The sequence below is a fragment of the Metamycoplasma auris genome, assembly GCF_003253435.1.
GTDB classification, from domain to species: domain Bacteria; phylum Bacillota_I; class Bacilli_A; order Mycoplasmatales; family Metamycoplasmataceae; genus Metamycoplasma; species Metamycoplasma auris.
Genome location: NZ_QKUB01000003.1, coordinates 20,333 through 47,031, shown reverse-complemented (window position 1 = coordinate 47,031; position 26,699 = coordinate 20,333). Strand labels below are relative to the sequence as shown.

The window sequence follows — 26,699 nt, the reverse complement described above, 5'->3', positions numbered from 1 at the left end:
CTTTTTATTCCTTATCAAAAATCAAAACTACTGGTTCAATAATATTTTTTCAAAACTCATTGTTTATAATTCCTCTAACAAAAGGTCAAGGAGCTTCTTCTCTTCTTTCGGGACTAAATCCAACATTTAAATGCGCAGCAGAACGACTAACAATATCTGATACTCAATTTGAAGGTGCTTCATTTATCTTAGAAGTTCAATATAAAACAATATAGACTGCTTTTGGATTATTTTTATAGTCAGTATATTTTTTTCTTTTTGCCACCCCAGGAATATTGGCAACTAGTTCAGGATATCTAAATGAATAAATCCGATAACTATATGGCGCTGTTAGATTATTAAATTTAAGAAATTCAAAGTTTCCTTTTATTTTTGGTTTATGGTTTGGATCGTGTGTTGCATTTAAAGCATTTTGATTATGGTCCTTAAAGATCTTATAAAACTTATCTGACGAATCAATTGGATTAAATACACCTTGACGATTTGTATTATAGAATTCTAAAGCACTGCCCTTAATAATTCTTTCACCTTTTTTGTTTAGATAACTGTGTCTGCTATCTTCGGAAATTGAAATAGTAGGTTTATCATAACTACAAGTTGCTGCTAAAACCAATGGAGATAGCAATGAAGCTGAAGCACCTATAAAAGGTAAACTAAAAGAAATTTTTCTGTATTTGTTATTCATAACAAATAATTTTAAACAAAATATAAGTTTTCGCTTTTTTTTCGCTAATTATCTATTTTAATTGCGATTGTACTTGAAAATTGAGGTATGCAAATAAGAATTCAAGAGGACATAAAAGATTGCGGATTATATGTCTTGCAAGCCTTATATAGATTTTATTGAAAAAAATGATTAGATATCAACCAACTAAAATATATGACTTCCTATAGCGAGAATGGGATTTCAATATCTGACCTAGTTGAAACTGCAAGTAAAATATCAATAGAAATTGAACCTTACAAGATTGAATTTGATGAATTAATTTCTTTGAATATTACTTTTCCTTGTATCTCTATCATAAAGATTGATAATCTCTTGCATTACATAATAATAAAGAAAATAAAACATGATTCTATTGAGATATATGATTCAATAAATGGAAAACGAGTAATAAAACTTTCAATCTTTAAGCAAATGTATTCAAACATAATTCTCTTTACTAAAAGAACTCAAGAAAAGCAATGTGATAATAAACTAATAAAAGTCTTTAAATGACCATTTAAAATCTATTTTGGTTTTATCTTCCTTGTAATTTTTCTAAGTTTAATTACTGTTACTCTTAATTTCTTTTTATCGCTTATTAACAAATATATTTTTTCCTATATCCAAAATTTAGATTGAATACAGACTTCTAAAACCATTATTTTCTTATTTTGAATCTCAATTGCAATCTTACTATCAAATTTAATAAGTAATCTTTGCCTAAATTTTATAAGATTAAAAATAGTAAAGAAACTAAAAAAGGACTTCATATCCAAATTAGATGATGCACAACATCAACAGATTAATAAAATTGAACAAAATGAAATTCTTCTAAGATACTTATCAATTAATTTAGTATCAAACTTTTATGCATCAATAATATTTTTTTGCCCTTCAATTATTTTTACACTAGCATATCTAATACCCTTTATTTTATTTGTTAATTTTAAGTCAATTAGCATTATTATCCTTACCAATGCAATAAAGTTACTTTTAACTTACTTAATAAATTTAAGAATTTATTTTTCTTCTAAACAATTAATCACAAATAATTTAAATGAGATAAATGAGTTGACTTTTTTATCAAAAAATAATGAACCATATGGCAAAAAAATTTGAAAATATTTTTCAGTATTAAACTACAATGACAATATCAATTTTGGGATTTCCATTGAGCAAAAAATTAACAAATTAAATATAATTAAAAATTCATTATTTTCTTTAATGACAATTATTAGCAACACATTTATATTTTTAATTTTTGCAAATGTCAAAAATAGCAATATCTCAGAAATTTTATTTGTTTTTCAAATTCAATCATTATTGAATGAACCGCTAAATAATTTACAAATTTTTTTAACAGAAAAAAAGATAAACAAAATCAATGTAGAACGTTTATTTTTTGTTTTAGATATTCCAACTATAGACAACAATAATAAACTTTGTTTAAAAGAAGACTTAGAGAGTATAAAAATTAAGAACTTAAGTTTTGGTTATTCTTCAAAGAAAATCATTTCTAACTTAAACCTAGTAATTGATAGCAACTTTGTTTTTGAAGGCAAAAATGGCACAGGAAAAACTACACTTTTAAAAATTCTTTCAGGTTCCTTTCCGAATGTAAAAAATTTTGTTTTTCTCAATGATATACCAATTGAAGAGATTGAAAATGATTGAATTATGAACAATATCTTTATGATTAACAAAGATAATAATTTTCCTAATGTAGATCTATACACATATTTATTTTTTAAAATACCAGATAACGAAAAAGAAATGATATTGAAAGACCAAAATTTTATTGATCTATTAAATGAGTTAAATGTTGATCTATTTGCTAATTTATTTATGCTAAAAAATAAACTTTCAATGGGACAAATTCAAATCATAAAATTATTGCCCTTAATGATTAAAAAATTCCAATTGATTTTATTAGATGAATCACTTGAATTTATAGCAAAAGATCTATTAGAAAATATAAAAAATCTTATTCTAAAAAAGCAAAAGACTTCAATAATTATTGAAGTAAGTCATACGAATACATTCATTACTAATAATCACAAAATTTATAAGTTTTCATAAATATTTAATATTTTTTTTCATTAATTTATAATTATGCGTATGAATAATTTGAATATCAAAAATTGCAGTCTTTTTGCATTTAAATTTAAGGAAGATTTTTTAAACATTTTAGCTGAAGCTAAGAGGGAATTTAATGCCCCCAAGAACATATCAGTTGACCTGTTATTTGTAACTAAATTTAAGATGAAAAAACTTAATTTTCTGCACCGTCAAAAGAACTATACAACTGATATTTTAAGCTTTCCTTTTGAAGCACAAAAAGAACTCGATTTTTTAGAATTATTGGAACTTGGACAAATCATAATTTCACCTTGAAAAATAATTAAACAAGCTAAAGAATTTAATCATAGTTTGAGAAGAGAATTTTGTTATATTTTTACTCATGGTATTGCACATTTATTTGGCTTTGACCATCAAACAGAAGAAGAAGCAAAAATAATGAATGAACATGTCGAAAATATAATGCAAAGATTAAATATTACTAGATATTAAAGTGAGGTCATATATGAAAAAAGTTTGCTATGTTGGCCTTATTGGCAGACCTAACGTAGGCAAAAGTACAATATTAAACAATATATTAAATTTCGATTTATCAATTGTTACTCATTTAGCACAAACCACTCGAGATAATATCAAAGGCATTTACAATGACCATGATAGTCAACTTATATTTATAGATACTCCAGGCATTCATAAGGCTGAATTTTTGTTGTCTGAAAAATTAAATGAAAAAAGTTATAGCACAATTAAAGATGTTGATTTAGTTCTATTTGTTACTGCAGCAAATGAAAAATTAGGTACCGGTGATAAATACATCATAAACAAAATTAAAGAATCAACAAAGGCTAATTTAATTGCAATCATAACTAAAATCGATTTAGTAAATAATAAAGAAATTCTAGATGAAAAAGCCTCCCAATTAAAAGAGTTAGGCTTTAATACTGTTTTGGGTGTTGGTCTTGGATATAATCAAAGTTATTATGATTTAATTGATGAGATTAAAAATTATGCTTATGATTCTGAACCAATATATGAAGAAGACCAATTTAGTGATGTTTCACTACGCTTTATGGCAAAAGAAATTATTCGAGAAGCTGCAATCAATAATTTGTATCATGAAATCCCTCATTCAATATCAATAGATATAGACGAATTCATAGAAGATGAAGATGATAGAAAACCTTATAAAATTTCAGCAACTATTTTTGTAAAGAGCGAATCTCAAAAAGGAATTGTAATTGGAAAATCTGGATCGAAAATTAAAACAATTTCAATGTCCGCAAGACAAAAGATGATAAATGTATTTCAACATTCAATCGTCTTATTCTTAAGAGTTAAAGTAAACGAAAATTGAGTTGATGATGAACAAAAAATTAAGAGAGCGGGTTATTAGATGAAAAAATATTTTTTAACTCATCGAATTAGATTAATTCTCCTCTCGATTTTATTTTCAATGTTATTTGTTATCTTCTTTATTATTCTTTTTATTAAAATTAATAATCCATATAAAGTCAGCATCTATAACTACGAATCATATCTAAGTAGACCTATTATTAATAATCTTAAAAAGAATTACTCATATCATGTATTTAAAAATCTTGATGAATTCACAAGGGCAATAAAAAATAAAAAAGCTGTTGCCGGTGTTCATTCAGATTATCAAATTGCACAATTAATTCTTGAAAATGAACTTAAAAAAATAAATTTCAAAAAAATATATGGTGAATTTGTTGATTACGATGAAAATAATAAAAAAGATAAAATCTTCGCTCTATATTCTCCAGAAGTCCAAAAGCAATTTGAATACTTTGATTCATGAATCATTGAACAAATTAAGAAATCTAATCCAAATGATAAAAGAATTATCTACGATAAAAATAATCATAAAAAACCAATAGGATTTGATATTGATTTAGATGGCAAAGTTGATAGTTTCTATGAGTACATTATTCCTTATTTCACACTAGACAAACTTATTGCATATAATCCCGAAAATACAGATATTTCTAAAAAACAAAGAAACAATCTTAAAGAAAACTCTAAATTTGATGACGTTATTGACGGAGAAAGTTGATCAACTACTTTGTCTAAATTAGTTAGCAAATATAAAAACCCTAATGTATACTGAACACATTATTTCTTAGATAACGCAATGATTGGTCAATTTTACACACAAGATCAATATGAAAAAGATAAAGTTACTTTTAAAAATCAAATTGATAAAGATGGAAATTGAATTCTTTATAACCTTGATAACTTCAAAGAAACTTTTAATGATTTTAGTAAATTAGTGCTTGATACAACTAAATCTTCAATCAAAGATACAAATAGAAATAAGTTAGTAACTGATGGTCAGGAATTAGTTTCTTCAATTATTGAACCAAAGAAAAATAAGGCTGACATTGCAATTATGTATAATGGTGATGCACTAGATGCTTATTATGGAAATGATAACTTTGCTTCATTGCCGGAATCAGATAATATTTCTTTTGTAAGACCAAATTATAGTTATATAAATATCGATGGTTGAATAATCTCAAAAGATACAAATGACTTACAATCTGATTTATTATTATCAGAACTTCATGACAATCTTTATAAAGATGCCGCTTACAATAGCAAACAACTTGAATCTCAATATATTAAGAATGTTCTTAATACACTTATAGAAAAAAATCCTTCTAAAGAGAATGAATATAAGAAAATTCTATTCAAAGACTTCAACGATAAAATTCCTAACAAAAATAGATCACTAGATGAAATAGAAGCTTCTTTCTTTAAAGAAAATTTTGAATCATTCCAAGAAGCATGAGAATCATTTGATTCGCCATTTATTTTAAACTTTCATCATATAAACTACACTCCTAGTTTTAAGAATGTAAAAGAATTTATAAAAAAATGATACTTTTTAGATGAAAAGAAAAATAAAGATCAAAAGGCCTTAAGGATTTTTGACATTGATGATGAACAAACTAAAAAAACAACTAAATTTAGAGCGTACCAACCTCTTAGTCTTGAATTAAAGACAAAAATGATTGAATATTATTATGAAATAACTAATTCTTAAATTTAAAACATAATGAAAGGCAAAAATGGAAAAGAAAAAGATTAAAAAGGAGGATTCCTCAATTATTGAACTAGTTGATGTTGTCAAAGAATTTGAAGATAAAATCGTTCTTGATAATGTTAATCTAAAAATTAATAAAGGTGAATTCATTACTTTATTAGGCCCATCTGGTTCAGGAAAAACAACGATTCTTAGAATAATTGGCGGCTTTGAATGAGTAACTCGTGGTGAAGTAAAATTACACGGGAAAGATATTAAGGATTTATCTCCTCACAAACGAGACGTTTCAACAATTTTTCAAGATTATGCACTTTTTAGTCATCTTAATGTGGAAAATAACATTAAATACGGTTTAAGACTTAAACGTATTAAAAAAGAAAATGTTCCTAAGTCATTTAAAACAAAGTTGACTTTACAAAAGACAAAATGAAAAAAATTTGCTCAGCAAAAAATGGCAATGCTTGACAAAGAATTTGAAATTTATGAAAAGGAATTGAATAATAATTCCAAACTTTCAAAGAAAAAGAGAGAGAAATATCAACAATGAATTGATGATATGGATTTCAAATACTCATATTGAGAAAACTATGTTGACTTAAAAACAGAAAGCTATGAGAAAAGATATTTAACTCGTCCAATTAATAATGCTGAAATGGATAAAGAAGTTAAAGAAATCATGGAATTGGTTGGTTTAAGCGGTAATGAAAAGAAAAATGTAAATTTCTTATCAGGCGGGATGAAACAAAGAGTTGCATTAGCTCGTTCATTAGTTATTGAGCCTGAAATTTTATTACTTGATGAACCACTTAGTGCTCTAGATGCTAAGATTCGTGAAAAAATGCAAATTTTACTAAGAGATATTCAACAAAAACTTAAATTAACATTTATTTTTGTTACTCACGACCGTAATGAAGCTCTTCAATTGAGTGATCGTATTGCTGTTATTAGAGATGGTAAGGTTGAACAATTTGCAACACCTAAAGAATTGTATGATTATCCAATAAATAAATGAGTAGCAAATTTCATTGGCGACTCGAATTTCTTTGACGCTACCTTTGTTGAAGATAATAAAGTAAAATTCATTTCAAAAACCTTTGAAACAATTCACACTGAATTTAAACCAGGAGAAAAAGTTGATGCTTTAATTCGACCTGAAGATATTATCATTACAAAAACAAAGGCTAAAGCTAAACTAACTGGTGAAATCATAAAATCAACATATAGTGGAATCTTTTATAACTATGATATTAATGTAAAAGGTAATATTATTAATGTTAAGACACCTTCAAAACATGATGTTGGAAAAGAAGTATATTTGAACTGAGATACTGATGCAATTCATTTAATGAAGAAAGATAAAAAATTTGGTGAACAAGAAAACCACGAAAGTGAAGTTTAAATCTTAAAATGCAAACTCAAACTAAGAAAAATAAAAAGAAAACATTTATTTCTCCTGTTCAAAAACTTCAGCTATCATTAATAATTCCATATGTTATCTTTACAATCTTATTTATTATTCTTCCAATGATTTTTGTTTCAATTTATGCTTTTAAGCCCTTAGAAGGTCAACAAAAACAACTTGAAAACTGAGCAATTGCATTAAGACCTTCAACTTGAGTAATCATTGGTAGATCACTTTTAACTGGTGGAATTGCTGCAATAATAACACTTATTATTGGTTTCCCTTATGCTTACATTGTTTCTCGTTCAAAATATTCGGTCATTAAGATTCTAGGATTAACCTTAATTTTAAGTCCACTAGCAATCTTTACAATTTCAAAAGCTTTAGCAGTAAGAGGGTTATTTTCAGCGATCTTTGATGAAAATCAACTTAACAATAACTTCTTTATTATTCTTGGAATGGTTTATTTATACTTACCTTTTATGGTACTTCCTTTATACCAAGTTTTAAAGGATATGCCAAATAATATTATTGAAGCATCCCAAGATTTAGGTTATTCAAAGTTTAAAACAGTCTTTACTGTTATTATTCCTTACTCAGCAAAGGCAATTTTAAGTGGATTAGGAATTGTACTTATGATGGCTGCAACCTCAATTATTATTTCAGATAAACTACTACCAAACGGAAGTCAAAAACAATTGATTGGTAACCTAATTAATCAATTTGCAAATACAGCAAATCCATTTGATCTAGCGAACTCATCAACTCTAGTTATTATTACACTTTCAGTATTGCTAACTATCTATGGAATTATCTATGGTATTCCATATCTAATTTCAAGAAAGAAACAAGGGAGTCACTATGAATAAATTTAAAAGTTTTATTAAATACTCATATGTGTTTGTAATCCTAGCATTTCTATATATTCCAATTATTTTTGGAAGCATATATAGTTTCAATTCTCCATCTGATAAAGGAATTTTCTCTGTAACTACTTGAAATCGAACTTCGTTTGAAGCATATACAGAACTATTTTCAAAATCAAATTTATTAGCATTTGCAAATTCATTTTTATTAGGCTTAGCAACATCGATTTTAGTTATTTCCCTATCATTACTTACTGTTTTTGCTCTTTGGAGACACAAAAATAAGGCAGCGCGTTCATTTGTTCAAACTACTTCAAATATTCCTCTAATTAATCCCGATGTTATTACAGGTCTAACATTAGCAATTGTTCTAAACTTTATTTTCTTTGGAACTCTTAAAGCAACAAGCGAAGGATTCTTTAGAGCAATCATTGGACACACAGTTATGTGTTTACCATACGGTATCCTAATCATGCTTCCTAAAAGTGATAAATTTTCAAAAAACCTATTCGAAGCAAGTCAAGATTTAGGTTATTCAAAATTTAAAACATGATTTAAAACTTACTTTGTATATATGTTAGGTTCGATTGGTTTTACATTTGTCATGACAATGACTCTATCATTTGATGATTTCATTATTACAAGAATAGTTTCTAATACTCAAACCTTAGGAACTAAATTGTATGAAGGACAATTTCAAGCCTGATCATTAGCGATAGGTGCCATATCACTAATTGTTGTTATCTTCTCAAACACAATCTATATCATATTCAAAAAAAGTCAAAACATAAAAACTAAGAAGACTATTTTACTTACAAGAAAACAACAACAAAGAGATTTTTAGGGAGGTTCTTATAAATTGCATAGAAGACTTTTTAAAGCATTAATATTTTTCTTTGCTAGCATACTAATTCTATTTCTATTTATTGGTTCCCTAGCCTTAAAATTGAATAATAAATATCGTCCTAGTATATACAATTATGAATCATATTTAGCGCCTGATATTATTAAAAAAATTAACCAAGATTACAACTACAAACAATTCAAGGAAGTAAATGAGTTTACACAGGCATTAGTTCAAGATAAAGCAATTGCCGGTGTTGGTAGCGACTTTCAAGCAGCACAACTAATCCTAGATAAAAAAATAAAGAAAATCGATTATTCAATCATTTTTGGAAAAGAAACTAATGATTGAAAAAATCGTAAGAAACTATTTACCGAAACAATTCAAGACCATCTTGAAAACTTTGATCAATTAATCTACAATAAATTAGCATCAATGACCCCTGAAGACTTAAAAAGAATTGGCTTTGAGATTGATTCTACTAAAAGATCATGAAGATCACTTGAAACTAAGACTAAAAATATTGATGAATGAGATCATTTTGCTGACTTTATTATTCCTTATTATTCTCAAGATAAAGGCGTTGCTTATAATATCAATAAGAGTACAAGACCTCATTTACAAATCAGTGATGAAGAAATAGAAAATTTAGCAAATGAAACATTAAAAAAAGATTGACTTGATATCTTTAAAACATTGCAAAAAAACAACTATCAAAGGGTCGGATGAACTAATGCATATGTTGATAACCTAATGATTGGTGCATTCAATTATGGCGATGGTTGAGAAAAAAAATTCACTGCAAATGAAGAAGGTAAACTTTTTGAATTCAATGAAGATAATTATAAGGATGCAATTGATTCATTTGTTAACTTTGTTAAAAATGCATCAGGAAAAGAAATTAGAGATACAAAATACAATTTCTTAAGTGGGGATGGTTTGGAATTAGTTAACCATTTAATTGAACCAACCTCAGGACGTAGTGATGCTGCCGTCGTTTACAATGGGGATGCATTAGATGCTTATTATTCAAAAGATAATTTTTCTAGTGTTGAAGAAGGACTAATTCGCTTTATAAGACCAAAACATAATTACATTCTAATGGATGGATGAATTATCTCACACAAACTAAGTGAAGAAGATACAAATAAATTTCTAAATACCTTAAAAGAAAATATTTATCGTAATAATTCTGAGTATAATGGCCAAAATGCATTAAACAATCTCGAAGAAAAATTCATTGAGAAAATTATTGAGAACATTAATGAAAAAGCAATAGAAGATGCAAAAGAAATTCTTCAACATATCTTTGAAAATGAAGAAACTAAGAAAGAAATAATTGATTTATTAAATAAGAATCAATTATTAAAAAACAATAATTGATCTGACTTAAAGGAATGATTTAAACACATTAATCCAAATCAAGTTGAAGACAATAAATTCAAAGAATTTCTTTATTTACTTAGATCTCATTCTGATGATGGATATAAATTATTTGAAGACATATTTAGTGATGTTTTTGGAGATATTGAATTATCTGAAATAGGAAACTTTGATTATATTTCATACACTCCTGCTGACTCATTAACATATCAATTTATTGATAAATGATACTTTGGAAATGATGAAATTGCAAGAGGAATTTTTGAGCAACCTCATCCAACAAAGGATAATGGATATTCCTTATTCACCTACCCTCTTATTGACAATAATTTAAGAACAAAAATTGTTTCATATTACTTCGAAAAAACTAAAAACTAAAATTAAATTTGTCTAAAATCCTAAATTAAATTTATACTTTGTTTATTAAAACAAAAAAAGGTTTTTATAATTCATAAATAAGCCTTTTTTGTTTTTTTTAATTCTATTTATTTTATGCTCTTCTTATTTTTACCACAATCAAATTCAATCTTTAATTCTTAGAAAATCCTATATAAGTAACGCTAGTAAAATAATTAAGTATAATTAAATATTAATTAAAATATATTTAATATAAATAAGGAATCAATACACGAACATTATGACAATTAAAGATTTGTTTACAATACAAAAGAAAAATGAAATTACAGAAGGATTAAAACTCGAATTAAAAGGTTGAATTGTTTCTAATCGTGGAAATGAAAAAATTCGCTTTCTAACATTAAATGATGGTAGTTCAATTTCTAATCTTCAAATCGTTGCTAAGGGAAAAGATATTGAAAATTATTCAGTATCTAATATATCACTTGGAACTTCAGTAATTGTTAGTGGAAACATACATCTTACTCCATCAGCACAACAACCCTTTGAGTTAGTTTTAGAATCATTAACAATTATTAACACTGTTGATGAAGATTTTCCTATCCAAAAAAAAGAAACTTCACTTGAATTTCTAAGAGAAATTCCTCACTTAAGAAATAAAACAAACCTTTTTAAATGCATAATGTTGATAAGAAACTCATTATCCTTCGAAATCCACAAATACTTTCAAGAACATAATTTCTTATATATGGCTTCACCAATTATTACTTCCAATGATGGAGAAGGGGCTGGCGAAACCCTTTTAGTCGATGATGAAAGCAAAGATTATTTCTTTAAACAAAAGGCATTTCTTGGTGTTACTGGACAACTGCATGCTGAAGCCTATGCACAAAGTTTTAAGAAAGTATATACTTTTGGCCCAACTTTTAGAGCTGAAAACTCACACACCTCAAGACATTTAGCAGAATTTTGAATGATTGAACCTGAAGTAGCTTTTTATAAACTTAAAGATATTATTTTTCTTGCAGATGATTTATTAAAGACTTCAATTAGAAATACGATTAAAAACTTTGGCGCTGAAATGAATTATTTAGACTCATTAAATCCAGGATTACTTGATAACCTAAATAAGTTTTTAGATAATACTCTAACAATAATTGAATATAAAGATGTTGTTGAAAAATTAAAGAACTATACAGAACACTTTATTGAAAAAGATATTCATTTCGGAATGGATTTAGCATCAGAACATGAGAAATTCTTATCTGAGCAAATCATTAAAGGCCCAGTTGCCGTTATTAACTATCCTAAAGATATTAAGGCTTTCTATATGTATCAAAATGATGACAACAAAACAGTTGCTGCATTTGATTTATTAGTTCCTGGAATTGGTGAATTAATTGGTGGAAGTCAGCGTGAAGAGAGATATCAAAAGTTACTTGACCGTATGAATGAACTTCATATTCCAACTAATCCATTACAATGATATTTAGATTTAAGACGCTTTGGCTATGCCCCAACTTCAGGTTTTGGTATCGGTTTTGAAAGATTAGTTATGTATGTAACTGGAATTGCGAATATTAGGGATGTAATTCCATTTCCAAGAGTCGCAGGACAAATAAAAATGTAGGTTAAAATATGAATAAAAATTTAACAATTATAATTCCTATTTACAATCCAAATATTGCTATTGATAAAATTCTACACAACATATATAAACAAAAAAATAATAATTTTGATCTTATTATTACAATCGATAATCCAACTAATGAGCAAATATTTGAATTTGATAAATTACAAACAAAACATAAAGAAAAAAGTAAAATTCTTATCAATTCATCACACCAAAGTCTTGATTCCACACTTAAAACTGCAATTGACTTAGTTGACACGCCATATGTTCACATTTTGAAGCAAACTTACAAGATAAAGAGTGAATTTATTGAACGAATAAATTCGTTTCTAGAAACACTAGATAAATTTCCAGATATTATTGAAATTCCTTATTCTAAAAAAGAAAATGTATTTTCATTTTACAAAGATGAGATTCTTCCAAACCTTAATATTATCGATTTAGAAACCAATAATTTACCTCTTGCTTTAGCATCCTCATCTAACTCAAATTACATTATTAAGAAAGAAATTATTTCTGAAGTAATTAAGAAATCCAAAATTAAAAACTTTAACTTTGAAAGTTCCATAAAATTCATTTTTGATTGCTTTTTTAAAGCAAAATCATACGTTTATTACAAAAATACTTGAATCTCTGATGTAAATGGTAAATTCATTTTATTCAATATTAATTCTTTAACAAGAGTTTGAAACTCAATCATTTCTTCAATCAACGATGAAGATACTAACAAAAAAGATGCATTAATTTTTGCTAATCTTATTTCTTTTTGTTACTATGTCGCTGGGTATTTAGGTATTTTTAAAATTAAAAAAGATTCATTAAAATACAAGGTCTATACCAACATAAGAAACTCGCTTTTAAAAGAAATAAAGAATCAAAAAGAGTTTTGACTAAAACAACTAGAGACTAATCCTTATTTTAAAGAATTCAAAATCAATGATTTAAACAATTTAACTGATGGTTTTAGCAAAAAATGAAATTTAATTTTTAAAAAATTCACATGATAGTAAAAAAAAATATAAAAGCTAATTTTTGAATCAGACTTCTAGCTACATTAATTGATTTATTATTGTTTATTATTTTTTCAATTGGGACTTCATTTATTGTTTTTAATTACAAGAATATGGATTTCTATACAAATAACAAAATCTTCAAAGAGATAATTTTTAGAGTTTGGTTGCTAGTAATAATTTTATTTATTATTCTTGAATACATTTTAATTCCTATTATTCTCAAGGGACAAACTATCGGGATGTTAATTTGCAAAATTAAAATTATTCAAATTGACCAAAACAGAAAATTATCTAAGTATATTTTTGATCGCCAAAGATTATTTGCCTTATTTTGAATTTTTGTTTTTCTAAGTTTTATGCTCATTTCAGCTGATGGTTTTATTGATGCAGCAAGAGGTAAAAAGTTAAACGCTGGACAAAAAATAATATTAGCCATTCCTTCATTGCTTGCAACAATTGCAATAAATGCTCAAATCTTAATCATTCTCTCAGGAATAAGTTCAACTAGACTTAATTGAAATGATAAATTATCAAGAACACAAACTGTTTGGAAAAATAAATTTGAAGAAATTGAAGATGATGAAGAATTTAAAAATAAATTAATTATTTCCAAAAGAAGAGAACTTCCAAAAATTAATTGGTTTAAATAGCTAATTATAGCTATTTTTTAGTAGTACTATTTTGCGCATATTTAATAAGATATAATTAAATAAGTTATAACAAAAGGAGGATAATATGCTAAATTTAGATAATTTAAATGAACAGCAACGCAGAGCTGTTGAATATAACGAGGGTCCGCTGCGGATTATTGCGGGAGCTGGTTCTGGAAAAACCAGAGTTCTAACATATAAAATAACTTATCTAATTAATGAATTAGACATAGATCCTTCGCGAATTTTAGCTTTAACTTTTTCTAACAAGGCTGCAAGCGAAATGAAATCAAGAGTTGCTAGTATCCTTGATGATGAAACAAAACTTCCAACAATTACAACATTTCATTCAATCTGTTCAAATATTCTTAGACGTGATATACATCTTTTAGGTTATCGCAATGACTTTCAAATTGTTGATGAAATAGACCAAAAAGCCATTCTAAAATCAGTATATTCAGAACTTGAAATTTCAAATGTTGAATATAGTTATAATTCAATTATTAGTTTTATTCAAAACAAAAAAAACGCCTTATTTGATTTTTTAAATATTGAATCCGAAGAAGATGACCCAACACTTTCAGATGAAGAAAAAAAATCAATCCAAACAAAAGAATTAATTTATAAGAAATATCAAGATAGACTAGAAAGATCACAAGCGCTTGACTTTGATGATCTCTTAGTTTTTGTTTATAAGTTGTTTTATGACCCAAAATTTTATCGAACTGCTAATAAATGAGCAAGAAGATATAATTATTTATTAATTGATGAATTCCAAGATACAAGCATAATTCAATATAAAATTCTTCAAAAATTATGTTCAACAAACAATCTAACAATCGTTGGTGACCCAGATCAGACAATTTATAGTTGAAGAAATGCTGATATCAATATCATCATCAATTTTCATAAAGATTATCCAAATGCCTTAACCATAAAACTTGAAGAAAATTATCGATCAACTAAAACCATTTTGAAGTATGCTAATAGATTGATTACTAACAACAAAATAAGACTAGAAAAAAAACTTTATACTTATAACGAAGAGGGTGAGGATGTTGAATTCTTTAGTGGTTATTCTGAAGAAGATGAAGCAAGATGAATTGCTCAAAACATATCAAAATTAAAAAGAAATCGAATTCAATTAAAAAATATCGCAATCTTATTTCGTACAAATAGTTATTCAAGAGCTATCGAAGAAGCATTGATTAGAGAAAATACAATCTATAAACTTTTTGGTTCAATCAAATTTTATCAAAGAGAAGAAATTAAAGATGCTCTTGCTTACCTAAGAGTTATTCACGATGGAAATGAATTAATGTTTCTAAGAATAATTAATAAACCATCAAGAAAAATTGGTGAAGTTACAATTGAAAAACTTCTTAATTTTGCACGTGAAAAAGGTATTAATTTATTTGATGCAATTGAAAATCACTTTGATAAAATTCAGAATACTTTACACATATCAACAATCACAATTCAACAAATAGCAAATCTAATTAATAACATTCGTTGAGCTAGAGTTGCACTTAAAACTAATAAAATTAGCACAATGCTAAAAGAATTTATGATTCAAGTTATTGGTTATTTTGAACCATTTAGAAATATTGAAGAAGAATATGAAAGTAGAAAAGAAAATTTTCTAAGTTTAATTAATGCAATTGAACGTTGAGAAAACAAAAACAAAAAAGGTAGCATTGATGAATATCTTCAAGAAATCACATTGATTACAGATCGTGATGTTGAAGATGATGCAACCAGTTTTGTCTCATTAATGACAGTACATAATGCTAAAGGTCTTGAATTTGATTATGTTTTCATCTGCGGCCTTGCAGATGGGATATTCCCTCTAAGAAGATCTATCATTCATTCCCCTAATCGTGAATTTACTTTTATAAGAAATCTTGATAACTATAAAGAAGATATTGAAGCTTTAGAAGAAGAACGAAGATTAATGTATGTAGCAATCACACGTGCAAAGAAAAAATTGTATTTTTCATTCGCCATCAATCGTTCTGGATTTACAAAAAGAAGTCGTTTTATTGATGAAACAGGAATTAGAAGTAAACACGATTCAATAAATTTAGCTTCTGATTTTGCACTAACTAAGGAAAACGATTTAAATAATAGTGATTTAATTGTTGGAGATTATATTATTCATAAAGTCTATGGCAAGGGACAAATTATTGACTTAATTGGTTCAATCATTACCGTTAAATTCCAAAACGATAAAGGAATCAAACAATTCGAACGTTCACATCACTCAATCAAAAAATGGGATGGCAATATCAATGAGTTTGAATAATGCTTTAATCATATTTATTCTTATATTATTAAGCAGCGTATGTGTAGTCACCTTCCTACTTATTTATTTAATTAACAAAAGAAAATGGGATATCAATAATACAAATGGCCAAATTTTTCTTGAAGTTAATATTGCAAAAGAAAGAATTAAATATCGCAGTGATATTCAAAATCTTTATACTCAACCTTTCTTTTTAAAAAAACTTTCATTATGAAATAAAAGATGAAAGAAACTCGAATCCTTCCTAAGTTTGCTAGATGAAAAAGCTTCTTATGCTTTTGAACATGCAATTGAAACTAGAAAAAATATAAGAATCGATTTTAACAAACAAAAAAACAAATTATCATTAAGTATTACAAAAGTAAATATTGAACTTAATTTTATTGATGAAAACAAATTATTGGTAAGTCTTAGTTGAAAAGAAATTACAAATATTGAAAGAACAATCATTGAAGGATTGAATACAAACATCAATTATCTACTAAATCCCGAAGACGAATATGTTGCTTGTGTACTCATGTTAAATATCAAAAACATCAATAGTTTTGATGGTTTAATAAAGATATTTAGAGATCTATTCATTCAACATAAGATTATGGGAGTTCAAACTATTTTAGATTGAAATAAACTCTTTTTGCTATTTCCTAAAAATAAATTTAGTTTAAAAAGTTCCAATAAAATCATTAAGATTATTAAAAACTACTACTCTTATTGATATAAGAATTTTTTTAAGTCATTTTATGCATTTAATAGTTCATTGATTGTAAATAAAGAAGATCCTTCGTTAGCCATTTATAACTATGAGTTAATATTTGACTATTTAAAATTAGATTTGAATCTTGACAGTTATTGGTTATCTAATAATTTAATTGATTCAAATGAATTTATTGCATTCAAGAATAAATACGATTTAATTAAAAGTAATCTAAAATTGAATGATTTTGATAAAAAACAAATTTACTTAAATGATTTAGAAGATTCAATCCAAAGGTTTGATATATTGCAGATTGATAAAGAGTTTAAAAAAGAATTTAAGTTTCTTGATAAAGAAAACAAGGAAATTTGAACTATTTTTGATCTCTATAAGAATTCTTTTTGACATTTTTATAAAAATATTGGTTCCGAAAGTATCGAAAATAAAATTATTAATATTCAAGACTATATTTTTAATACCATTGATAATACAACAATCAATGAACTTAATTCCAAATCTCAAAATTTTTTGCAATTAATAAAAATTAATAGCAAAAAAACTTTAGGTCGAACAAAGAAAAAAGTTGAGCAAATTAGAAAGATTAATAATGCTTTTAAAGCCAAAATAAAATTAACTGAAATAAATGAAAGTATCATATTCAATATTGATGATTGAATTGATATGATTTGAATTGATGAAGAAATTGTAAAAAAAAATGATCAACCAAGTATCATCATACACTTAAATTTTCTTTTAAGAAAAGCTGAAAAATTAAATATATCAATTGTTTTTGAAAAAATCAATTACAAGAATTTCAAAAAAGCAATTACACTCAATAATTTGAAAATATTTTATGCAAAAAATAAAATCGATAAAAAGTTTGGTGTAAAGAATAAAGAAAGGTAATTTATGAATAAGAAACTTATAAAAGATAATTTTTTTGAGGCAATTAATGGTGAATGATTAGCTAAACACAAAATTCCGGATAACAAATCGTCTGTTGGTTCTTTTGAAAGACTAGATGAAAGTCTAACGAAATTGAAAATAAAATTAATGAACAAATGAATCGAAGATCCTTCTGATATAAAAAATAATCCAACGCTTTTAGAAATGGTTAAATTTTACAAATTATTTAGTGATTGAAACCAAAGAAGAAGCAATGGTATTAAACCCATACTACCAATCTTGGACAAAATTAATTCACTTCAAAGTTGAGCTGATTTAGAAAGTAATTATAAATATTTTCTATTCAGCGGATTTGAACTTCCTATTCCATTTTTCATTGAGACTGATTTCAAAAATTTTGAGAAACAAATTCTTTTTGTTTCGTGTCCTAATGTTATTCTCCCTGAAAAGCAATACTATTCAGATGAAGAAAAAAAGAATTCAATGTATAAAATTTGAATTTCAATGGTTAAGAAACTTCTTTTAAAAATTAGTAAAGATACTAAATGAGTTGAGAATTTAATTAACAAAGCTTTATTATGAGATACTGAAGCAGCTAAATACATATTATCTGCTGAGGAATGAGCAGTTATAACCAATATTTACAATCCAAAAAAAGTTTCAGAATTTGATTCGAAAATCAAGACACTTAAATTATCAAACATTATTAGAAGTATTTATAGCGAAGAAATTGACCAAGTAATTTCTGTTTCAGATCGCTTGATTGATGATTTATCACTCTTACTTACTCCAGAAAACTTTGATAATTACAAAGCTTTCTTGTACATAAATACAATCTTATCTTTGGCTCCTTTTTTAGATTACGATAGTTTAGTCATTTCTGGTGAATTCTCGAGATCACTAAGAGGACAATTAAAAGCTCAACCAAAACAAAAAATTGCCATTAAATTAGTTGTTGACAGTATTTACAAAATGCCTTTTGGAAAATATTATGGTGAAACTTTCTTTGGAGAAGAAAATAAGAAAAATGTTGAATCAATGATTGATAAAATGATTTCAATCTATGCTAAACGTTTAAAGAGTAATAATTGACTTTCTGAAGCAACAAAAGAAAAAGCAATTTTAAAACTATCCAAAATAGGTGCATATGTAGGTTTTCCTAAAATATACGAAGAATACTACGATAAGCTAATTCTTAAAGAATATGATGGCTACAATGCCCTATTAATGAATGTTATGGAATTTCAAAGAATTGAATCAGAATATAAATTCCAACAATATGGAAAAAAGAAAAACAAAGACTTATGATCAATGACACCTGCAATAGTAAATGCCTACTATAACCCAACTAAAAATATCATTGTATTTCCAGCTGGAATTCTTCAAGCTCCATTCTATAGTAAAAAACAATCATCATCAAGAAATTATGGTGGTATAGGAACTGTTATCGCACATGAAATATCACATGCATTTGATAATAACGGTGCCAATTTTGATGAAGTCGGAAATATGGTTAATTGATGAACAGAACAAGACAAAAACGAGTTCAATAAACGTGCACAAAAGATGATTGAATTATTCGATGGTAAAAAAACTGAAGCAGGAAAATGTAATGGTAAATTAACTGTTTCAGAAAACATCGCAGATGCGGGCGGAGTGTCTTGCGCTCTAGAAGCAGCAAAAACCGAAGATGACTTTAATGCCAAGGAATTTTATATCAATTACGCAATTAATTGACGTTCAAAATACCGTAAGGAATTACAAAAACTATTAATCGATACTGATGTACATGCTCCAGTGGTCTTAAGAGCAAATATTCAAATTCAAAACTCAGATGATTTCTATGATGCCTTTGACATTAAAAAAGGTGACAAGATGTATCTTCCTTCCAACAAAAGAGTTAAGATATGATAATTAAAGCAAGGTAACTTGCTTTTTTATTTTCTATAAAATATAGAAATGTCAATAATTTTTATAATATCCTTTTTTATATACATGATTATTAACATCATTTTCAACTTAATTTAAGCAATTTATATTGCTTTTTTATTTATTTACAGCCTTTATTTATATTATTAATTAAAATAACAGATAACTTGTCTTTCATTAATTTCAAAATTTAACAATTAAATTTAAAATTTATTAAAAACTCATATGTATAACAAAAAATAAATTATTCTATAATTTAATCTATGAAAAATATTTATAACGATACAATTGCTGCTATTTCATCAGGTAATATTAACCAAGCAATTTCTATAATTAGAATATCCGGTCCAGATGCTATTGAAATAATAAAGAAAATTTACACAGGAAAAATTGGAACAGATAAAACGATTACTTACGGATATATAGTTGACCCAAGAACAAAAAAAATAATTGATGAAGTTTTAGTTAATTTTTTTATTGGAAACAAAAATTTTACTGGTGAAGATACAATTGAAATTAATGCTCATGGTGGGATTATAGTAACAAATAAAATCTTAAACTTAATTCTAGCCAACGGAGCTAGAATGGCAAATCGTGGAGAATTTTCAAGAAGAGCCTTTTTAAATGGAAAAATAAGTCTAGAAAAAGCAGAAGCAATCAATTCATTAATTCATGCGCAAACAAATATTCAAGCTGAAATAGCAATCACACAATTCAATGATAAAGACAGTGAAATAATTGATAAATTAGAACAACAACTTTTAATGATTATTTCAATTATCGAAATAAATATTGATTATTCTGACTACAATGATATTGAACAAATGAATAGTGAAAAATTATTAACTATGATTAATAATTTAAAAAATAATATTGAAATAATTGTTAAAAAATCAGAAAATGCCTCAGATGTTTATAACGGAATTAAGGTAGCTATTGTAGGTCAACCCAATACTGGGAAATCATCAATTTTAAATAATCTATTAGGAAAAGAAAAAGCTATAGTTACAGACATAGCAGGAACTACTAGAGATATAGTGGAAGATACATATGAATTAAATGGTATTCTATTCAAAATGATTGATACAGCTGGAATAAGAAAAACAAATGACAAAATTGAATCAATTGGAATAGAACGTTCAATTAAAGCTATCGAAGAAGCTAAAATTGTGGTTCATTTAACAAGTCCAATGCATAAAGAAAATGAAGAAGATATAAAAATAAAAGAATTATCAAAAAATAAAATCTATATTCCAGTAATAAACAAAAGTGATTTGCTTAAAGAAAAAGTTTCCAATAATGTAATTCTAACTTCAGCTAAAAATGGTTATCTATGAGAACTAAAAAATGCACTTATTAAAAATTATTTAAACTTAGATTATGAAGATCCTGAATTAATTTATAACACAAGAAGAATCGGACTTTTAAAACAATGCATTAATGAACTAAATACCACAATTGAAAGCTTAAAAGCAGGTTTTGGACCAGAAGTTGTTATCTTAGATATAAATAAAGCTTGAGCAATATTAAGAGAAATTTTGAACAAAGAGCATGATAACGAAGCGTTACTTGATAATATGTTTAATAAATTTTGCTTGGGTAAATAATGAATAAAAATATTCAATTAAAAAAAGATTTAATTTTAAGGAATATAACAAATAATCAATCTTTGTTTGATGGACTAAGTTATGAAGGGCTTTGTATCATAAGGGATTTTGAAGTTCCTATTTTTGTTTATAATTTACTACCTCAAGAAATTGCTGATATTCAAATTACTTATTATTCCAAAAAGTGCTGTTTTGCAAAAGTTATAAACTTTATAAAAACCTCAAATGCAAGAAGAAAATTAGATCTTGATGAAAGCATGTTATATGAAAGCGGCAGTGCTCTACTTGTTGTTCTAAGTTATGAAAATCAAATAGAGTTTAAACAAAATCTTATTGAAAACTTATTCAGAAGAAATTTAGGAATTAATAAAATTAATTCAATAATCAAGTCACCAAATCAATTATCCTATCGTAATAAGATTACACTTCAAGTTGATTATAAAACTAATAAGATATCCTTTGGATTTTATAAAAGACATAGTCATGAATTAGTTGAACAAAAAGATTTATTGTTAGCAAATCAAACAATACGAGACTTTTATAAATCAGTTTTATTAAATCCGTCTAGTAAAAATAACAAACAATTTAAAGATACAATTCTTTCACTAAAACCTAAAAAAATTACTTTAAGAGCCAACAATTATTCAACAAATGAAATAGAAATTATTCTATATATTGATAGAAATATTGAAAAAAGATTGATAGACAATTTGAATGAAATCAATAAATTAGATGATGCATATAAAATTAGTATCTTTAATGAACTAGAGAATAAATGAATCAATTTATTAAATCATCAAGGAATAAAATGTAAAATCAATAATAATATTTTTGAAGTCAAAAATGATAGTTTCTATCAAATTAATGAAGAGGTTACTAAAGAAATCTATCAACAAATATATGAATTAATTCCAAATGAAAATTTAAATGTTGTTGATGCATTTAGTGGGGTTGGTACGATTGCGTGTTATATTGCTAACAAGACAAATAAGGTTTATTCAATTGAATTAAACAAAAATGCGACAGACCAAGCAAAAAGAAATATTGAATTAAATAATATTTCAAATATAGAAATAATAAATGCAGATGCAAATGAATGAATAAATCAAAATAAAGAAAAAATTGATCTAATTATCTTTGATCCTCCTAGAGAAGGATTAAGAAAAGAAAGTATCAATGCTATTGTTGAATCAAAAATCAATAAAATCTTATATTTAAGTTGTGACCCCAAGACCTTAATAAGAGACTTAAATGAGTTTGTTAAGAATGATTATTTAATTAAAAAAGTTCAACCATTTGATATGTTCCCACAAACCCCACATATTGAAACACTTGTTTTGATTGAAAAAAAATATCAAATTTAATAATTTATGTATCACTTAAACAAATAATCGAATAGCAAATAATTGAGTTACTTTAAAATGAATAAATATAAAAAAACTCAATAGTTTACTATTCTTTTTTTATTAGATTTTTTATATTAAAATTTATATAAATACAATTAATTTATTAATCTTTTTAGGAGAAATGATGGGGTTTTGGTCAAAATTAAAAGATAAACTTTTTGGTACTAAAGAAGAAAGAATTGCAAAAAAACAAGAAAAGATTGAAGCAAAAGAAAAGAAACAACTTGAAAAAGAATTAAAGAAAAAAAATAAACTAGATACATACATTGCAGGTCTATCAAAATCTAACTCATCCTTCATCGAAAGTATTAAACAGCTTCAAAATAAACACAATAAGATTGATGAAGAATTTTTTGAAGAACTCGAAGAAATACTAATAATGGCTGATATTTCAATGAAATTAGTTCAAATAATCATTGAAGAGTGTAAAAAAGAAGTAAAAAATGAAAATATTGTCGATCCTAAATTAATAAATGAAATTATTGCTGACAAACTTTTTACAATCTATACATCAAATTCAATTATTGATACGACTTTAAATGTTAAGAAAAATAGAACTAATGTAGTTTTAGTTGTTGGAGTTAATGGGTCTGGCAAAACAACATCAATTTCAAAAATTGCTTACAAATTAATTAATGAGGGATATAAGGTATTGATTGCTGCGGCTGATACCTTTAGAACAGCAGCTGTTGAGCAACTTGAAATATGAGCAAATAAAGTTGGAGCAGATATAGTTAAACCATTACAAAACGAGGTCGATCCTGCTGCGGTTGTTTATAGAGCTATTGATAAGGCTAAAGAAGAAAAATATGATGTTTTAATTATTGATACAGCGGGTAGATTGCAAAATAAAGTTAATTTAATGAATGAATTATCAAAGATCAATAAAATAATTAGTTCAAAGATTGAAGGTGCTCCACAGGAAAGTTTGTTAGTTTTAGATGCAACAACAGGTCAAAATGGAATTTCACAAGCTAAATCATTTGGTGAAGCTACAAACCTTAGTGGTATTGTGTTGACTAAGATGGATGGTACCTCAAAAGGTGGAATTGTATTAACAATTAAAGATGAAATAAATTTAGCCGTAAAATACATCGGATTAGGAGAGAAGATTGAGGATTTAGAAGAGTTTGATTTAGATTCATACATTTTTGGTTTAATGAAGGGTATTAATGAATAATGCAAGATTTTGAAGAAAGAGATAAATTAATTAAATTATTCGAAAAGTATGGCGCTCTTTTAGCTCAATCTCAAAAACAGGCATTATATCTATATCTATTTGAAGATTTATCTTTTCAAGAAATTGCTAATGAATTAGCAATGACAAGATCTGGAGCATATGATGCAATGAAAAAAGGTAAGGAAAAATTATTTCTTCTAGATAAAAAAATAAATGACAAATCTTTATAAAAGCATTTAAATTAAACTAATATATAATTTTGCTTAGATTATATATAAATATTTAATAGACTAAATTTATATAAATTTAGTTTGGTTTAATGAGGTTATCGTGAATTATAAATATAAAAGAATTTTAATCAAACTATCTGGTGAAGGGCTCGCTAACAAAGATAAACATTTAGCAATTGACTATGAACTAGTTACAAAATTTGCAAAACAACTAAAAACAATAATTAGTAATAATGTTGAAGTAGCAATAGTTGTTGGCGGCGGAAACTTTTGGCGAGGAACTAGCGCAGCTAAGAATGGAATAAATCGAGTAAGAGCTGACTATATCGGAATGCTTGCAACAACTATGAATGCTTTAGCACTTCAATCTGGATTTGAAAATAACGGCCTACAATCACGAGTTTTATCTTCTCTAACAATGGATCCGAAGGTTTGTGAAGTATATATTAATGAAAAAGCAAAAAAATACTTACGCGATGGCGAGGTTGTTATTTTTGCAGGTGGAACTGGAAGACCATTTTTTACAACTGATACTGCTTCAACATTATATGCATCTGAAATTGAAGCTGATGCAATTCTAATGGGAAAAAATAATGTTGATGGAGTTTATGATAGCGATCCTAAATTTAATAAAAATGCAATTAAGTTTGACAAAATAACTTATGATCAATTATTGGAAAAAGATCTAAGAGTTATTGATCAAACAGCTGCATCAATGGCAAAAGATAACAATATTGACATAATCATTTTTGATATTAATGAAGAAAATGCCTTATTAAGAGCAATTGAAAATAGAATCCCAAATACACTTATTACAAAAGAAATAAAGGAATAAATAATATAAGGAAGAAGTATGGAGTTGAGTTTTTATATTGAAGAATTAAAAGATAGTATTGATAAAGCAATTAATAATTTTGAGCATCAATTATTAAAGGTTGCAGTTGGAAAGGCGAATCCAACATTGATTAATAAAATCAAAATTAATTACTATGATTCATGAATGAGTTTGGAAGAATTAGCATCAATCACACCTAATGGACCCTTAGAATTACTAGTTAAACCATATGATATGGGGATTTTAAAGGCGATTGAAAAAACATTAATGGATCAAAAACTAAACATTACAATTGTTAATGTTGGACATCAATTAAGATTGATATATCCTCAAATGACTACTGAAAAACGTATTGAAATGACTAAGGTCTTAGCACAATTATCTGAGCAAGCAAAAATAGTAATTAGACAAATTCGCCAAGACATAAATAAGCAAATAAAAGCAGATAAAGAACTATCTGAAGACTTACAAAAGAATTTTTTAGATCAAATTCAAAAAGAAATTGATAAAGCAATTGAACAAGTGAATAATCTACTTAAGACAAAAGAAAAAGAATTAATGACAATTTAAATTCTTTAAGTTAACTGTTTTATGTCAAATTAATTTAAAACAGATTAGGATAAAGAAATGAAAGATATAAAAGTTAGATTAAAATCTGCAATCATTTTGTTATTAATATTGATACCTTTTTTATTTGTAATTTATTATGGAAAAATTTCAGGAAAAATAATTGGAATCATATTTTATAGTTTAATTTCAACATGGGCAGTCTATGAAGTTATTTCACATCGAATTTTAAGAAAATGAGAAAGTATCATAATTTCAATATCTAGTGTTTTAATATGGTTGATGCCTATTAATTGATTTATAAATCAAGAAAATAATCCAAATAATTCATTTATAAATTTAGCAAGTAATACTGGGATTGACATTCAAACTTTAGTTGAACAAATTAAGTTAACTGTGTTCTTTGGCTATGATGAAATAACAAAATTTAGAGTTCTTCAATTATTGATTCTAATTACATTGATTTCTTTCATCTATTTAGTTGAGCTTTTTGTTTCAAAAGCTAAATTAAAAAGAAAAATAAATTCTTATTTAATTGTTATTTTTGTAACATGATTTATTCCGCTAGCATTTAAGGCAATTTTTATTTTTAATGCAGCAAACATATATTTATTATTTGCCATGATTACAATTCCAATATTTACAGATTCAATGGCATATATTGGTGGATCATTATTAGGAAGAAAGATAATAAAGGTCGGATTTGCGCCAACAATTAGTCCCAAGAAATCTTGAGAAGGAGTAATTATTGGTTTTATATTTGGTTCTCTTTTTGTATTTATTACAATGTACTTAGGACACTTAATGCAAGGTCCATCTATTTTCTTAATACTAACAAATTGAAGACAATTAGTGACTGGTTTGTTTATTTTACCTATTGCTTCAATCATTGGTGATTTGGTATTCTCAGGGATAAAAAGAATATTAGGAATTAAAGATTTTTCTAATCTTATTCCAGGACATGGAGGCTTTATGGATCGTTTTGATTCAATGTCTTTTGTTGCGATATCTATGTCCTTAATTCTATTAATCAAATAATT

22 protein-coding genes are annotated in these 26,699 nt (G+C 26.1%); 21 read left to right on the top strand and 1 reads right to left on the bottom strand.

The features are described from left to right. Window positions 1–4 precede the first annotated feature (4 nt). The gene (locus BCF89_RS01580) at window positions 5–685 is read right to left on the bottom strand and encodes a hypothetical protein (protein WP_111518390.1); all 681 of its coding nucleotides are present in this window, start codon (window positions 683–685) and stop codon (window positions 5–7) included. Window positions 686–772: 87 nt separating this feature from the next. Here BCF89_RS01580 and BCF89_RS07910 point away from each other — a divergent pair, with 87 nt between their 5' ends. The 21 genes from BCF89_RS07910 to BCF89_RS07850 all read left to right on the top strand — a co-directional run bounded on the left by BCF89_RS07910 (window position 773) and on the right by BCF89_RS07850 (window position 26,697). Further along, window positions 773–2,785, top strand: a complete 2,013-nt coding sequence (locus BCF89_RS07910; RefSeq protein ID WP_111518388.1) for an Mbov_0121 family peptidase domain-containing ABC transporter — start codon at window positions 773–775, stop codon at window positions 2,783–2,785. Window positions 2,786–2,824: 39 nt separating this feature from the next. After that, window positions 2,825–3,277 (top strand): rRNA maturation RNase YbeY, encoded by a 453-nt coding sequence (ybeY, locus tag BCF89_RS01570; RefSeq protein WP_111518386.1) that lies wholly within the window; start codon window positions 2,825–2,827, stop codon window positions 3,275–3,277. A 13-nt stretch (window positions 3,278–3,290) separates the two neighbouring features. Beyond that, on the top strand, window positions 3,291–4,178 hold the full coding sequence (gene era / locus BCF89_RS01565) for a GTPase Era (protein WP_111518384.1): 888 nt from the start codon (window positions 3,291–3,293) through the stop codon (window positions 4,176–4,178). Next, window positions 4,179–5,852: a type 2 periplasmic-binding domain-containing protein gene (locus BCF89_RS07905; RefSeq protein WP_111518382.1), complete on the top strand. Its 1,674-nt coding sequence runs from the start codon at window positions 4,179–4,181 to the stop codon at window positions 5,850–5,852. Between the two features lie 25 nt (window positions 5,853–5,877). Further along, window positions 5,878–7,251 carry an ABC transporter ATP-binding protein gene (locus tag BCF89_RS07900; RefSeq protein ID WP_111518380.1) on the top strand — a complete coding sequence of 458 codons (1,374 nt, stop codon included), beginning with the start codon at window positions 5,878–5,880 and terminating at the stop codon, window positions 7,249–7,251. 8 nt (window positions 7,252–7,259) lie between these two features. Then, a complete protein-coding gene (locus BCF89_RS07895; RefSeq protein WP_111518378.1) occupies window positions 7,260–8,123 on the top strand; it encodes an ABC transporter permease in 864 nt (287 codons plus the stop codon). Continuing rightward, on the top strand, window positions 8,116–8,964 hold the full coding sequence (locus tag BCF89_RS07890; protein ID WP_111518376.1) for an ABC transporter permease: 849 nt from the start codon (window positions 8,116–8,118) through the stop codon (window positions 8,962–8,964). Before BCF89_RS07895 ends, BCF89_RS07890 begins: the two co-directional genes overlap by 8 nt. Window positions 8,965–8,979: 15 nt before the next feature. Further along, entirely contained in the window at window positions 8,980–10,725 is a 1,746-nt protein-coding gene (locus tag BCF89_RS07885) for a hypothetical protein (protein WP_111518374.1), read from the top strand. Window positions 10,726–10,984: 259 nt separating this feature from the next. Continuing rightward, on the top strand, window positions 10,985–12,334 hold the full coding sequence (asnS, locus tag BCF89_RS01535; protein WP_111518372.1) for an asparagine--tRNA ligase: 1,350 nt from the start codon (window positions 10,985–10,987) through the stop codon (window positions 12,332–12,334). An 8-nt stretch (window positions 12,335–12,342) separates the two neighbouring features. Then, window positions 12,343–13,344, top strand: a complete 1,002-nt coding sequence (locus BCF89_RS07880; protein ID WP_111518370.1) for a glycosyltransferase family 2 protein — start codon at window positions 12,343–12,345, stop codon at window positions 13,342–13,344. After that, window positions 13,338–14,000, top strand: coding sequence for an RDD family protein (locus tag BCF89_RS07875; RefSeq protein WP_111518368.1), 663 nt, complete (start codon window positions 13,338–13,340; stop codon window positions 13,998–14,000). The genes BCF89_RS07880 and BCF89_RS07875 overlap by 7 nt, the downstream gene beginning before the upstream one ends. 85 nt (window positions 14,001–14,085) lie before the next feature. Further along, entirely contained in the window at window positions 14,086–16,305 is a 2,220-nt protein-coding gene (locus BCF89_RS07870; protein ID WP_111518366.1) for an ATP-dependent helicase, read from the top strand. Next, complete coding sequence (locus BCF89_RS07865) at window positions 16,292–17,905, top strand: MHO_4530 family protein (RefSeq protein ID WP_111518364.1); 1,614 nt, start codon at window positions 16,292–16,294, stop codon at window positions 17,903–17,905. The genes BCF89_RS07870 and BCF89_RS07865 overlap by 14 nt, the downstream gene beginning before the upstream one ends. 3 nt (window positions 17,906–17,908) lie before the next feature. After that, a complete protein-coding gene (locus BCF89_RS07860; protein ID WP_111518362.1) occupies window positions 17,909–19,819 on the top strand; it encodes a M13 family metallopeptidase in 1,911 nt (636 codons plus the stop codon). 278 nt (window positions 19,820–20,097) lie between these two features. Continuing rightward, complete coding sequence (mnmE, locus tag BCF89_RS01505) at window positions 20,098–21,441, top strand: tRNA uridine-5-carboxymethylaminomethyl(34) synthesis GTPase MnmE (protein WP_111518360.1); 1,344 nt, start codon at window positions 20,098–20,100, stop codon at window positions 21,439–21,441. Next, a complete protein-coding gene (gene rlmD, locus BCF89_RS07855; RefSeq protein ID WP_111518359.1) occupies window positions 21,441–22,805 on the top strand; it encodes a 23S rRNA (uracil(1939)-C(5))-methyltransferase RlmD in 1,365 nt (454 codons plus the stop codon). Before mnmE ends, rlmD begins: the two co-directional genes overlap by 1 nt. Before the next feature lie 166 nt (window positions 22,806–22,971). After that, on the top strand, window positions 22,972–24,027 hold the full coding sequence (gene ftsY, locus BCF89_RS01495; protein ID WP_111518358.1) for a signal recognition particle-docking protein FtsY: 1,056 nt from the start codon (window positions 22,972–22,974) through the stop codon (window positions 24,025–24,027). Continuing rightward, window positions 24,027–24,257, top strand: coding sequence for a hypothetical protein (locus BCF89_RS01490; RefSeq protein WP_111518357.1), 231 nt, complete (start codon window positions 24,027–24,029; stop codon window positions 24,255–24,257). The genes ftsY and BCF89_RS01490 overlap by 1 nt, the downstream gene beginning before the upstream one ends. Before the next feature lie 100 nt (window positions 24,258–24,357). Further along, on the top strand, window positions 24,358–25,092 hold the full coding sequence (gene pyrH / locus BCF89_RS01485; RefSeq protein ID WP_111518356.1) for a UMP kinase: 735 nt from the start codon (window positions 24,358–24,360) through the stop codon (window positions 25,090–25,092). A gap of 18 nt (window positions 25,093–25,110) precedes the next feature. After that, a complete protein-coding gene (locus BCF89_RS01480; RefSeq protein ID WP_111518355.1) occupies window positions 25,111–25,662 on the top strand; it encodes a ribosome-recycling factor in 552 nt (183 codons plus the stop codon). A gap of 57 nt (window positions 25,663–25,719) precedes the next feature. Beyond that, window positions 25,720–26,697 carry a phosphatidate cytidylyltransferase gene (locus tag BCF89_RS07850; RefSeq protein ID WP_111518354.1) on the top strand — a complete coding sequence of 326 codons (978 nt, stop codon included), beginning with the start codon at window positions 25,720–25,722 and terminating at the stop codon, window positions 26,695–26,697. Window positions 26,698–26,699: the final 2 nt, after the last annotated feature.